Annotated in this window: 12 protein-coding genes and 1 tRNA gene; 4 read left to right on the top strand and 9 right to left on the bottom strand. The window is 46.3% G+C overall.

Annotation, left to right across the window (positions count from 1 at the left end):
* Positions 1 to 80: 80 nt before the first annotated feature.
* The 7 genes from JOD20_RS03655 to JOD20_RS03625 all read right to left on the bottom strand — a co-directional run bounded on the left by JOD20_RS03655 (position 81) and on the right by JOD20_RS03625 (position 4,129).
* Positions 81 to 389, bottom strand: coding sequence for a hypothetical protein (locus JOD20_RS03655; protein ID WP_204753959.1), 309 nt, complete (start codon positions 387 to 389; stop codon positions 81 to 83).
* An 18-nt stretch (positions 390 to 407) separates the two neighbouring features.
* Positions 408 to 1,001 (bottom strand): glycine/sarcosine/betaine reductase selenoprotein B family protein, encoded by a 594-nt coding sequence (locus tag JOD20_RS03650; RefSeq protein WP_204753958.1) that lies wholly within the window; start codon positions 999 to 1,001, stop codon positions 408 to 410.
* 44 nt (positions 1,002 to 1,045) lie between these two features.
* A complete protein-coding gene (gene trxA, locus JOD20_RS03645) occupies positions 1,046 to 1,387 on the bottom strand; it encodes a thioredoxin (protein ID WP_054532876.1) in 342 nt (113 codons plus the stop codon).
* Positions 1,388 to 1,484: 97 nt separating this feature from the next.
* Positions 1,485 to 2,159 carry an adenylate kinase family protein gene (locus JOD20_RS03640; RefSeq protein WP_204753957.1) on the bottom strand — a complete coding sequence of 225 codons (675 nt, stop codon included), beginning with the start codon at positions 2,157 to 2,159 and terminating at the stop codon, positions 1,485 to 1,487.
* A gap of 109 nt (positions 2,160 to 2,268) precedes the next feature.
* Positions 2,269 to 2,355: transfer RNA gene (locus JOD20_RS03635), tRNA-Leu, on the bottom strand.
* A gap of 160 nt (positions 2,356 to 2,515) precedes the next feature.
* Positions 2,516 to 3,088, bottom strand: a complete 573-nt coding sequence (locus JOD20_RS03630; RefSeq protein ID WP_204753956.1) for a hypothetical protein — start codon at positions 3,086 to 3,088, stop codon at positions 2,516 to 2,518.
* A gap of 138 nt (positions 3,089 to 3,226) precedes the next feature.
* On the bottom strand, positions 3,227 to 4,129 hold the full coding sequence (locus JOD20_RS03625; RefSeq protein ID WP_204753955.1) for a poly(ethylene terephthalate) hydrolase family protein: 903 nt from the start codon (positions 4,127 to 4,129) through the stop codon (positions 3,227 to 3,229).
* 150 nt (positions 4,130 to 4,279) lie between these two features.
* On the opposite strand from JOD20_RS03625, the gene JOD20_RS03620 reads away from it, so the two are divergent.
* From JOD20_RS03620 to JOD20_RS03605, 4 genes are all read left to right on the top strand, one after another.
* Entirely contained in the window at positions 4,280 to 8,722 is a 4,443-nt protein-coding gene (locus JOD20_RS03620; protein WP_204753954.1) for a hypothetical protein, read from the top strand.
* A 73-nt stretch (positions 8,723 to 8,795) separates the two neighbouring features.
* A complete protein-coding gene (locus JOD20_RS03615) occupies positions 8,796 to 9,428 on the top strand; it encodes a hypothetical protein (protein WP_204753953.1) in 633 nt (210 codons plus the stop codon).
* An 11-nt stretch (positions 9,429 to 9,439) separates the two neighbouring features.
* Positions 9,440 to 9,862 carry a hypothetical protein gene (locus JOD20_RS03610; protein ID WP_204753952.1) on the top strand — a complete coding sequence of 141 codons (423 nt, stop codon included), beginning with the start codon at positions 9,440 to 9,442 and terminating at the stop codon, positions 9,860 to 9,862.
* Positions 9,863 to 10,039: 177 nt separating this feature from the next.
* Entirely contained in the window at positions 10,040 to 11,545 is a 1,506-nt protein-coding gene (locus JOD20_RS03605) for an STAS domain-containing protein (RefSeq protein ID WP_204753951.1), read from the top strand.
* 21 nt (positions 11,546 to 11,566) lie between these two features.
* Here the strand turns inward: JOD20_RS03605 and JOD20_RS26840 are convergent, their stop codons facing one another.
* Entirely contained in the window at positions 11,567 to 12,382 is an 816-nt protein-coding gene (locus tag JOD20_RS26840) for an STAS domain-containing protein (RefSeq protein WP_204753950.1), read from the bottom strand.
* A gap of 109 nt (positions 12,383 to 12,491) precedes the next feature.
* Positions 12,492 to 13,307 carry an STAS domain-containing protein gene (locus JOD20_RS03595; RefSeq protein ID WP_204753949.1) on the bottom strand — a complete coding sequence of 272 codons (816 nt, stop codon included), beginning with the start codon at positions 13,305 to 13,307 and terminating at the stop codon, positions 12,492 to 12,494.
* Positions 13,308 to 13,384 lie beyond the last annotated feature (77 nt).

The following is a 13,384-nucleotide window of genomic DNA, read 5'->3' as shown; positions in this document are numbered from 1 at the left end:
GGGGCCACCGTTCAGTTGCATTAATTTAATTAGGTTGCAAAAGCTTGATTATGGCTCAAAATCATACCATGTTTTTGTAATTATTGTGCGTCTGATTGCGCTAAATCAGCCTGTTGCGCTTGGGCCAAACCAGCCCAATCTTCGCGCTTCCAACGATAGGGCAATTGCACGAATGTGCCCGCTTGACTGGCCTGCAGCAAGAGATCCAAACCATGCTTAATCAACAGTTGTTGCTGAACAACGTTATGCGGCTCGCCTAACACATGGCCAAAGGGAAACTTGACGCTTAGGCCACGGGGTACGCCAAGCTGTTGGGCGATCTCAGCCAGCAGAAAAAAGCTGACCGTACTAATTCCAGCTGCTTCTAAAACCCGCGCGATCAGTCCCACGGACTGGTTGCAAATGCCTCAGGCAGGGGTCAGCACTGCCGCCGTAATTCCAGCAGCGCGTAAATTGCGGGCAACGGTTGGCGCGGTTTGCTTGATTAACGTGTCGATGTGCTCGTCGGTAATATGACCCATAAAGCTATAGCATGGCCCAAGGTGCTGAATTGTGCCCTGCACTGCCAGCTGTTGAAAATGGCTGATTGGCAGCACGATATTCACATCACGATCAGCATCACGATGATCGTAATAATCGTGGGTAATCATCAAATCGCTGGGCTTAGCATTGGCAGGAATTAAACGAAAGCTGGGGTCGCCGTGCGGATCGTGCATATCAAACGCTGGATCACTGCGCAGATGCACGCCGCCAGTGGTAATTAAACTAATTCGTTGTTGCGCCAGCGTTCCATGCAGCGCCGTCCATGGAATCTGGGCCTCAACTGTTTGGACCTCAAAGCGTTTGGCCCAACGCTGGCCAAGCCCAGGCAGCGCCCGATATAACCAAGCCCCAAGTTGATTGAATGCTCGCCGCATTGGCAAACTCCAAGCATCAAAATGCGTAATCGTGCTGTTGGCAGTGTAGCATGGCAAAAATTGTTGGGCAATAAAAAACAGCACCAATCGTTGTGATTGGTACTGTTTTCGCTTACGAGCAAGCCTAATTAGGCTTCGGTTGCTGGGTTAAGAATCGCTTCGATCCGTTCTTGGTAGATCTTCTTGGGGCCTGCGCCAACAATCCGATCGACCTCTTGACCACCTTGGAAGAAGATCAAGGTAGGAATCCCTTGAACCCCAAATTTCATGGCGTTGCCACTATCTTCATCGGTGTTTACCTTGGCAATTAACAATTTACCTTGGTATTCATCGGCCAATTCTTCGAGCACTGGGGCGATTGAGCGGCAAGGCCCACACCATGGTGCCCAGAAATCAACCAAAACGGGAATATCGGAATTAATCACTGCTGATTCAAATTCGGCATCGCTAACTGCTAATGGCTTGGCCATTGAAAGTCCTCCTTGATAGCTTGTGCATTGCTGCACCTGCATGTAGTGTAGCACGTTTTTGATAAAAGCTAATAAGCGTTATATTAATGTTTAGGTGCTACTCTGCGCCATTAAAGCGTTGTTGCAAGGCTTGCTCAATTGCCTCAGAAACTTCATTTGGTGTGCCATCAGCATCGATCAAAATCAGTAAATCGCGTTCGCCGTAGAATTGAAGTAATGGCTCAGTTTTGGCATTGTATTCAGCTAAACGGCGTTTAATCGTTTCTGGCTTATCATCATCGCGCTCGATCAGTTGGCCGCCGCTGGCGCGACATTGGTCTAAGGCTGCTTGGTCGCTGATATGCAAAATTTGGTCGGGCTGGCCCTTGATGCGGCAGATACGGCGGCCACTTAAGCGCCGAATTGCCTCTTCATCAGAGAGGGTGAGCGCAATCACCACTTCAAGCGGGCGATTAATCGCTTGCATCAATTGATCAAGGCTTTGGGCTTGGCTCAACGTGCGCGGATAGCCATCGAGCAGCACGCCAACGTCGCTGGGAATGGTCAGCAGCCATTCATTCAAGAGCTTGTTCATCAATGTATCATCGACCAAGCGGCCAGCGGCCATCACTTGGGCAACCTCTTGGCCTAATTCCGAGCCAGTTTCGACAGTTTGGCGCAAACGTTGACCAGTCGAAATTGAATCGATTGCTGCTAATTTATCCAAATAGGCCGCTTGGGTCGATTTCCCCGCACCTGGGGGGCCAAAAAGAATGAGGTTAAGTGGTTTCATCCCTATACCTCGGCATTAAACAAATAATATGCATTATCTTATCACAGCAGTTTCATGCTGATGTAGCGTGTTTAAAACAAAACAACCGCGAATATTCGCGATTGTTTTTTGGTGCCGAGGGTGGGAGTCGAACCCACACTCCCTTGCGAGAACTACGCCCTGAACGTAGCGCGTCTGCCAATTCCGCCACATCGGCTAAGGGATTTGCTGCTAAAGCAACGTCATCAAGTATAGCAAATCTTCAACGATTGTGCAAGTTGGGGCTAAAAAACCTCAGAGCCGCAGTTGCGACTCTGAAGTGGTGTAGATACTCACATATTTGCTGTTGACTCTCGGTTGCCCTGAAATGTTCAAAATTATTGTTGCAGTTTGGCAAGCTCTTCGCTGGTAATCATGCGAAATTGGTTGCTGCTGGCATCGTTGATATACACCATCTCTTCTTGCTTGACGCTGACCAACATATCCAGACGTTGGTCAGCATTGACATCAGTAAAGCGCAGGCTGACAGGCGTTAAGTCTTCGCCTGACCCAAAGAGGTATGGGCCAACAATGGTGCGGGCCTTGGCTGGGTCGCCACCAGGCATTTCGACAATCACGATCCGGCGTTCCATATTCATTGCGACAAAGTGCGAAGGCAAACCGTTGGTTTCGTCGTGGCCAACAAAGGCGGTGGTTTGCATGGTGCGCGGGCGGCCATATTTTACATCGTCGTACTTAACTTTGAACCACGAGACAATTGGGCTGAACATCGCGTTGGCCAAAATCAACGCCAAGATAATGGTGATGGCATAGGCAAACTTGTTGTGCACACCAAACGATACCGAGCGACTCGCATAACGCTGCCGCGTTTGCGGAAGAGTAATGACGGTGATAGGTCTCGTGCGGCGCACAACCTCCGCTGAACGTAGATCGCGACTTGTAATGGCCATAGCGAACCTCCTGTGAGTCAACCATTTGAGAACAAATATGCTGGCTGTGAGTATAGTAGAACATGCGTTCTGTGTCAAGCGAAAAGCAGCCTTTTTGCTCGCTAACTCTTTGATTGGTTGTCGTAAGGCCAATTTTGCTTATTTGGGGCCTGAATACTCCACACCATGCGTCCAATGTGGATTAGCCCAAATTTCGCCATGAGTTGGCTCAAATATGCTTAATGCCTGTTGATCATCAGCCAGCAAACCCAGCAGCCACGCAGTTAAATAGCCGCGATAACTGCCGCCATCGGCTTCGATTTCGGTATGGCCAGCGCCAACCGACATTGCCAAAAAGCGCTTCTTCGCGCTTGATTGTTCTAAACTGGCTTGGTTGGCCGCAGCAGGCGAGACAATTAGATCGCGGGTTCCACTCAGAATCAGCCACGGAACGGTGATTAAACTTGGCTCATAGATGTGTGCTTCGTCTGTCCAGCGTTGTTGTGGCAGCGCATTGGTGACCAAGGTTTTGATCATCTGGCCTTGTGGATAGCGATTGAAGGCATTGATTATTCCAGTTGCGCCTTGCGATGTACCAACTGCGCCAATCTGATCAAGTTGAATTTTTTGGAATAAACGATTAGCTGGGTCTGCATTGGCAGCAATTAAATAATCAAGAGTTTGAATAATTGCCGCACCATCGCCAGTAGTTTCACTATAACTGTCAATCACAATAAAGCCCCAACTTGCCAGATGTTCGAATAAACCAGCATATTTTGCTGGCGAAGCAATCGTGCCATTGCCCCAAATAATTGCTGGATATGTGCGTGACAAATCATTTGGATAATAAATAATTGCTTTTTGCTGATTTTCTAATGTTAGCTCATTTTGGCTAATTGCTAAGCTACCAGGCTGCGCATAGCTAAATTCCAATGGATACGCAGGATCAAAATCATAACTGCTGCGTTTACCAGCGGTGAATTTCAGCCCAACAATGCAAACGATTGCTATAACAATCGAACTGCCCACAATTCCCCAAAACCACTTTTTATAGCGTGCCATATGTCACCTCATCCGAGCCAAGTTACGCTCATTTTAGCCAATTTAGCAAATTGCTGTAGCTGTGATGCCAAAAATCTGTGGTTTGTGTATCTAGGATTGGTTGTAGCGCTACGATTGTCAGTTTGTTTCTACATCACAAGGAAGGCTGCGATGATTCCAATACGCCGTGTTATGAGTATGTTGATTGTAAGTAGTATGATGATTGGTATCGTCCCTTCAAAAGCTGTTCAATCAACCGCGTCCACCGTTCAGCCCGTCGCCAAGCATGCCGCATTAAACGATATTCTGCTTGATGCCGATGATTATCAAGTGCTGAGTAGCGGCCAGACCTCGAATGTTGCGACCATTTTGCCCAAAACCGATCAAGATGTCTTTTATATTGATGTTGTTGCGCAGCAAGAAATTAGCGTTAATATGCAGCGCTCCGCCGATGAAGTAATGTTAAATGGCGAATTATCGTTGTTTGATCCAGCTGGCCGATTAATTGCCAGCGACGATAATAGTGGCAACGCTGGCAATCCGCAGATCGGCCCGACGCTTGCGCCAACCACAGGCCGCTATGCGATTTGGGTACGCGACCATGCAGGCACGCGTACTGGAAGTTACCAACTTACTGCAACCGTAAGCGAACCATTGGTTGCCGCTACTGAATATTCAACCTTTGATTTAGAACCAGATCCATGCCCTGAGGCTGCTGTTAGCATTGATTTACCTGAGTTAGAGCCATCACCGAATCAGCCGCAAAATGCCTCGGTCAAGCATACCAACCAGGCTTTACCACCTACAAACTACCCGTTGAACTGCGAGTTTGCCCGTGATCGAGAAATTTTGGCAACGTTTAGCCCTGAAGCATTCAGCATCGAAAATGCCAGTCAAGCCTTTACAACCGAAGCATTGGTTGTGCCCGATGCTAGCCAAATGCTGGTGTTTGAATACATGGTTGGGCGCAAAACCGCTGATAGCATAACCCCGCTGCATGTAGAGGTATTGAGTGGGGCAAACTTTGAGGCTGTTACCAACATTAGCAATTGGCGCATTAAGGGCCAATATCGGCTTGGCTGGCAAACAGGCCGATTAAATATTCAAGCCTTTCGTGGCCAAACGATTAAGCTTCGCTTTATTAATGATTGGTGGTGGATTGATCAGCCATCAGCCCAAGTGCGCGATCTGCGCTTAACGCAAGAAATTCCTGATTGGGAATTATCGAATTTTGGCGAATTTGCAATTCACAATGATCATTTGATTGGTGCATATGCGGTAATTACTGGAGCAAGTGCCAGTCTTATTTCCGCCCCAATCAATCTAAATCAACAAGTTCAAAGCCTTTCGTTTCGCTATCGTACTGGACGTTGGCAGCACGATGGGAGTGCGCCGCTTTTTGTTGAGATTTTGAGTGGCGCATCATTTGCAAGGATAACCAACATTGATCAATGGAGTTTGAAAGGTCGCTTAACTGATGGTTGGCATGAAGCGGTGCTTGATATTCAGGCATTTCGTGGTCAAACGATCAAAATCAAAATCATCAACGATTGGTGGCCACACCATCCTCAAGTTACCTCGATTGATAGGTTTACTTTAAATAGGGCTGTGCCAGGTTGGGATATTTCAAATGCAAGGTTTGTGCGAACCAATACCGCAGCACAACCCTCAGGAACTCCATTAAACGTTGATTTTGAGCAAGATTTTATGGCCTTTGATGTGATTGAAAATGCTGATTTTGAACAAACTCAGCTCGTGCTAGCTGAACCGCAACAGCCGCTGATCAATCTTGAAGGCCTGCAAACGAGGGCCAGTAGTGTTGATTTTGCTGTGCCACCTGCGGCAACCAGCATTCATTTTGAATATCTGCTCGGCGATCTTGATGATCCTTCTGCTACTCGACGACTCCTGATAACGATATTAAGTGGCGAAAACTTTGAAATTCTTGAGTTCCCCCAAGGCCATAGCTTTGTGGGTTCGAGCCAAGCAGGCTGGCAACAAGGTCGACTTGATCTGGTTGGCTATCGCGGGAAAACCATCAAGCTCCAGTTGATTAATGATGCCTATGGCCGCCCAATCAGCCAAATTAGAGCGTTAAAGCTTGTCCAAGATGTGCCTGCTTGGCAATCCCAAAATCATCAAGCGCTTAGCATTGATCAGAATCCAACCCAAGGCAATCATGGCTATCTGCATGGCCATGCAATGCAGCTAACCTCGCTCGATTTTACTGTTCCGCTGACTGCTCAACAGGTGCGCTTCGATTATCAAGCTGGCTTTAGCGACAATCCTGCTGCACGCCAGCGGGTTGCAATCAGTATCTTGAGTGGGCGTAACTTTGAAATCATCTATCCACTTCCTGCCAATTCTTTGCTTGGCTCAACCGATCAAGGCTGGCAAGCTTTAGCGCTTGATTTGCAGCGATTCCAAGACCAAAAAATTAAGCTTCAATTCACCTTAGAAGCCCATAATACTGCCTATTTACGTTTAGATAATGTTCAAGTAGGCCACGTATTAACTGGCTGGTCGAGCAGCGAGCATACACCATTTGTGCTCGAAACAAGTGATTCGAATCGCCAGGTTGTGCGCTTTGCTGGGAATAACGCACACTTTACCAGCGATGCCTGGACTGTGCTATACGATACTGAAGCCCTCCAATTCAACTATAAAACCCAACACCCTGATGCGTGGTTGCGTTCGGTGATTGAGGTTTATGTGTTGAGTGGCGCTGGCTTTGAAATCGTTACACCGATTGATGCAGGTTCGGTCTATGGTCATGGCAATGACCCAAATAATGGTTGGCATGAAGCGCGCTTAGGCTTGGCTCAATTTCAAGGCCAAACGATTAAGCTCCAATTTAGGCATCAAGGCCATGGCGATTCCACTTCTTGGCTAGATAATCTTCAGCTGATCGCTGGTGAAACACGGGCAAAACAAGCAGCCTATCATGCCCCTGATCATGCATTTATCGAAATGTCACAGACTTGGCAGCATGTTACAAGTTCTGGTTTTGAAGTTGCCAATGATAGCCAATTCTTGCGCTTTGTCTATCAAGTTGGCAATAAAGATCATGGCAATGCGCAACATCATTTGGCTGTTGAAGTGCTTTCAGGAGTTGATTTTACAATCATTACCCGAATCGATCAGAATCAACTCTATCGTTCGCTTAACGATGGCTGGAAGATCGCCCAATTACCAATTCAGCAATTCCAAAATCAAACGATCAAAATTCGCTTTGTTGCGCCAGGTTGGGTTTCTGCCCCAATCGCCCGAATTGATAAGGTTGCCTTACTCAGCCCGCGAGCAAGTATTACCGGCCCAATCGATGTGCCTGGTGTGACATATTTGAATGTACCACTTGCTGAATTAGCTGGAACTACTACCCCAACAACAATGACCATAAACTCCTTGGTTATGTATGATGACTATATGGATGTAGCAGGTCAAGTGCATTATAGCAATATGACTTATCCATTTGCCTTGTCTGGTGATTTATATCACTCTAGCTTGGGTACGCCTGGCGATATTGTGGCTGATCTTCAAGACACCACCGGAACATTTGAAGCCCTGTATTTTGCCCTGCGCCAACACCCATTTGGGCCTCAAGCCAATCCTTCAATCGTTGATCAAAATCTTTCGTTATATCTCCAACGCCATGCAACCCGAGAAGCTACATTAGTCGATCTTGGCTTAGATGATTCACTTAGTACATTGCTAAGCCCACTATTCGAGCTATCAACGCTTACGAATGCTCGTTATGCTGATGATTACTGGTTTGGCAAACTTCTCGAACCACACTCCACTTTTGAAGCATTAGGCGACCCTGATGAAAAGAAGTGGACATGGAAACGCACGACGATTGGCAAAGATTGCTCATTATTACAACGGCTTGACTTTGGTGTCGTAGTTGCAGTTCCAGATGGGAATATTGGTGAAAATAGTGGCAAATTTGGAAGCCAACTGGAAATACTTGGATCAATCTCTAATGGTTATGTAACACCTGGCCAATCTTGGCCAGCAGATTCATGTGATATCTATGATGTTGATAATGCTGGCGTTACTTTAGGCTCCAAAGACGATCCAGTCACTGTTAAGTTTGTGTCCTCAGGTAACGGTTTAACTGGGAATGAGGCCCAAGGTGATTATTTGAGTGATGCAACCTTTGGAGGTGATGCTACTCGCTTTAAAGGTAATCAACTTTGGTTTGATCAATTTATTGGCGATTTGATTAAATCGGTTGATATGGCTTCAAAACTCTTTTCAATCCCAATTACTGTTGGTGATGTAGCACAGTTATTCCCTGAAAGTACACCAGATATGGGAGATAAACCATCTTTAGTAAATACTATGATATTAAATGATTGGGATGATAATCCTAATACGAAAATAAAAGTCTTACGCGTACCATTTCAGCAATCTGTACTAGTTAAGCAACGAGATTATTTTATGGTTTCTGCTACTGTTGCATGCAAGAAACAACATAGTAATCGAGATATGCTGTTAAGAATATATTGGGAAATTCCACTTTATGATAATGTTTCCAGAAAAGAGTTGAATGTTAATTTATACAATAGAAGCTTTTTGGTTGATTATAAGAGTGGCCCCTGTAAAAATTAGCTAATTTGAATAGCGTTGAAATTAGCTTACCCAAAAGGTAGGCTAATTTCAACTTAGTAGCAAAGGAGTAACTATGAACACATTTCAACGTTGGTTGCTGGCAGCCTCGCTGATTAGCTGTTTGGTTATTAGTTTTTATAGTTATACAATCAATCATAATTTAAAGGTTATCGAAGCACGCCAACGTGGTCAAATTGCTACAACAGGACAATCGTTATGGTTTAGTTGGCATAATTGTGCTGACAAACTAACCTGGGTTTTAAGAGCTAGTGATCGTGATGCTCAAGCAGAGGTTTTAGAATATCTTTCCAATGTACAGCTTCATTGTGAAGCATCTTCGCAATTTATCTATAACTACAATGCTGCTCTGAAGTGGCCCGTTAAACCATGGTGGAATTTAAGTTTAGGCTCAGGCAATGTGATTGGATTTGTGCAATTATTTGATTATTACTCAGTCCAAATAGGCCATATTAAAAGTACTATTAAAGAGGAAGGATCGGTAAGTGCAGTAAGTCGTGATCGAATTCAACAATTATATAATGATATTACAACTTTTACTGAAAAAATACCTGAACCTATGCTCCAAAAAGGAAACATTAGCGAAATTCATCAGGCAATAGTAGATTGGTGTGGCACGATCAACGATGTTGAAGCTAAAGAGTCGATTAGGCTTCGAGAAGAGCAGTATCAAGATTCTTGTAAATAGGAGAAGCAGTTATGTATCAAGTTCCAAAAGCACGCCGTTTGCAACAGGTTCGTATCCAACAATATCTTTATCTCATCAATATTGGGCTGTATTCTTTAGCAATCTATCTCTCGATTTTTACGGCTGAAAATATCGTTGGTTGGTGGCTTGATGATCCTCGTTATGACTTGAATTTTGCATCATTTATTTGGTTTCCGATTGGTTTGTTGCTGCTAAATCCATTAATTTGGCAACAGAAGTATACGCCAACAAGTTTAGGAATTCTTACGGGGCTTTTGATCCTGATAAATGGATTTATGTTTGGCTTTATGCAGGTCGACGTTAGTGACGCAGATCAACTTGGTTGGGCTGTGGTAACGCTGCTTTCGGCGATGTTCGCGTGGTATGCATGTTACCGAGCTAGGCCATGGCGCAAATTGCAGAAACGAACATAAGCTCGCTGGTCGAACCACGCAGTGCAAAGAAGCATTCGTTGGTAGGTAAATGTCTGGATGAGCAAACGATTACAATTAGCAAGATTGAGCCTAACTCTTGGCTTGTAAAGCTGTGCAAGCGCTCGGCGATCAGCTATCATAGCATGGTTATACCAATCAACCTAGGATACAACTTAGATGCTTGCTTATTGGATTAATCTGCTATTCGTGGTGCTTGAAACTGCTTTAGGTACGTTTATTCTGGCGCGGGCAAGCCAATATCGGCCTGCCCGAATTTTCTTTTGCTTAACGCTATGCTTGGTCGTGATCAATAGCACGGCGCTGGCCCGTAACTTAACCACTGATCCGACGATCGCCTATATGTTGGTTTGTGTTGCGCTAATTAGCTTAGGCCTCTTGTGTTTATTAATGCTGCTGCTGTTTGCAGCGCTGTTTATGCCCCAGTGGTGGGAAGGCCAGCGCCCAATTCGCTGGATTAGTCTGGTTTATGGTGGTGCGATTGGCCTCGTAGCACTTGATCTGATTGGCCAATTTGGTTGGTTTACGGCAGGCATTGAGCTATCTAAAGGGATTTATCGGCCAATTGCTGGCGCGGCAGCTGGTTTGATGTTGAGCTTATTCAGCATTGGTTGGTTGGTTCAGCTTGGTTTGTTGGCAACGGCATTTTGGCGTAATCCGGCAACGCGGCGCTCGATTAGCTGGCTCATGTTCGCCATTTTATTTACAGCGCTTACCAACTCGGTCTTGGGATTTATTAAGTTGGATTCAAGTGGGCAGCTCGCGAGCATTTTGCAAACCGTGCCCTTAGTGCTGAGTTTGACCTATATTGTGCTGCGTGGGAGTTTATTTCAAACCAAACAAGTGGCGGTGCAGCAGGCGCTGCAAACGATGAGCGAGGCCATGGTTGTGGTTGATCGCGAAGGCATGTTGGTGTATCTCAATTATGCTGCTCAACAGCTTGGCTTGCAGAATCAACAACCACTTCAGCCCAATTTAGCCACAATTGGGGTTGCTGCTGATGATATTGCAGCATTGCAGCGTGCCTTAGCTCAAGATCCATTCCAGCCTTTTAGCCAAACGCTGGCTTTAGGCGAGCCATTGCGCTTGCTGGAAAATACGGTCTCGCCAGTGTTGGATAGTGCTGGGCAAATTCAAGGCACGATGTTGTTTATTCGCGATATTACTGAATTGGAACGGCGTACGGCACTACTTGAGCAGGAACGGTGGCGGCTGAGTACCACGGTAGAGCAGCTTGAGCAAGAGCAAGCCCAGCGTAATCAATTGGCGCAGGCGGTGCAAGCACTTTCGTTTCCGACGATTCCGGTTTTGCCTGGCGTGTTAGTTATGCCGTTGATTGGCGTGCTTGATCAGCAGCGAATTGCTGAATGCCAGCGGGTATTGATGGAATCACTCAATCAGCAAGCGGTGCAACGCTTATTAATTGATTTGACTGGGGTTCAGTTGATTGATGATGAGGGTGCAAATGGGATGCAACGGATGTTGCGGGCAGCCTACTTGCTGGGAGCAGAAACAACCTTAATTGGGGTGCGGCCCGATGTTGCTCAAACATTGGTAAGTATGGGAACCGATTTGAACGCTGTGGCGACAGCAGCAACCTTGCAAGCAGCAATTGGCCAAATTATTGCAAAAAAAGAGCCACATCAAGCGCTAAAAACTCGCTGATGTGGCTCGTATGAGTTGCGATTAGCGTGGACGAATTGCCAAGCCCTGCAATTCGAGCGCATATTCAACCCCTGCTTGCAAGTTGGCGCGGGTCACGATGCCCGTTAGATCAATGCCTAATTGGACGATCGTTTGGGCAATTTCGGCCCCGATGCCGACCAAAACGACGGTTGAGCCAAGCAAACGGGCGGCGCGGGCTGCTTGCAAGAGATAGTTGGCAACCCCAGTATCAATGACTGGCACGCCGGTAATATCCAAAATAACAACATCGGCGCTATAGGTATTGATTGCTTCGAGCAAGGCTTCCATAATTTGGCCTGCACGCCGCGAATCAACCGAGCCAATCAGAGGTAGCACCAAAATGCCGCCATAGACTGGCACAATTGGCGATGAAACCTCGGCTAAGGCTGATTCTTGGTTGGAAATAATTTCGACTTGCGCATCTTCATAGCCGTTGAACATTCCCATCATGCCTTCGGCAGTGAGTTCATGTAAGCGATCGAGCATTTCGAGCAAGAAGACCGGATCATCTGCATAATAGTTGCGCAACACGCTAGCAGTGGCTTGGTTGGCGCTGCGCAACACTTGTTGAACGCTATTTAAAGGAATATTTTGGCGAAAGCGATCGTAGCTAATGTCGCGCATATGCTGTTGGTAGGCATGCTTCTGTGGATCGCGCAAATCTTGAATTAATGCATCCATTGAGGCAACTGTGCGTTTTTTAAGTTCCTCGCGCGCCATTTTGCTATATTCAACCACATTAGCTTGAATGACCCCGATCGTGGCTTCGATAATTTCATCGAAGTGTTTGGTGTAAAAAGCTGCTAAATCTGCCACAGTTGCGAGCCCTCCTAAAGTTAGGTTTTTTGGATTGCGATAAAAGATACCAACCTACTGCGATCTGCCGAGTCTCTAACTATGCTGATTTAACAGCGTTTTGGCTTGACTAGCGTGGGCGAATTGCCAAGCCTTGTAAATCTAAGGCATATTCAATGCCCGATTGTAAGTTGGCGCGGGTAATAATGCCCGTTAAATCGATGCCTAATTGAACGATTGTTTGGGCAATTTCGGCCCCAATGCCCACCAAAACGACGGTTGAGCCAAGTAAGCGCGCGGCACGGGCGGCTTGTAAGAGATAATTGGCAACGCCAGTGTCGATAACTGGCACGCCAGTAATATCTAAAATGACCACATCGGCGCTATAAGTATTGATCGATTCAAGCAGTGATTCCATAATTTGGCCTGCGCGCATCGAATCGATCGAGCCAATTAATGGTAAGACTAACACCCCTTCATAGACTGGCACGATTGGCGATGAAACTTCGGCGAGGGCATAGGTTTGCGATGAAATAATTTCATCTTTGTGCTGCTGAAAGCCCTCGTAGACTGCGGCGATTGCGGCGGTGGTAATTTGATGACCTTTTTCAATCACATTAATTTGATCGGCAGGGCTGTCGGCGTAGGCTGTTCTCAAGCTTTTAATCATAATATCGGTGGAAACGAGCAATACCTCTAAGAATGCGCCGATCGGAATGCCTTGTTGGGCGCGGACATAACTGGTTTGTCGCCAATAATCAGGGAAAGCTTGCGGCTTGTCGTTATCGAGATCGCGGGCATATGGATCAAGCCCAGCTATTACCCGTTTGCGCACATCATCTCTGGGCATTGAACCGTAGGTGGGAATTTGCGTTTGTAAAGCGTTGATAACGCGATCGACAATAACTTCTTCGTGCTGCTTGAACATTTGATAATAGCTGGTCATGCAGGCTCCTTGAATGCTGGCAAGGTTTCCCGATTGCCAAGGTATCTCGCTTCTGGTTTGGTCAACGGAAGGGTTTC

The sequence above is a fragment of the Herpetosiphon giganteus genome (assembly GCF_016907925.1).
In the GTDB taxonomy this organism is placed as follows: Bacteria; Chloroflexota; Chloroflexia; order Chloroflexales; family Herpetosiphonaceae; genus Herpetosiphon; species Herpetosiphon giganteus.
Note: the sequence above shows the minus strand (reverse complement) of the source record. Positions and strands in the feature narration are given on the sequence as shown.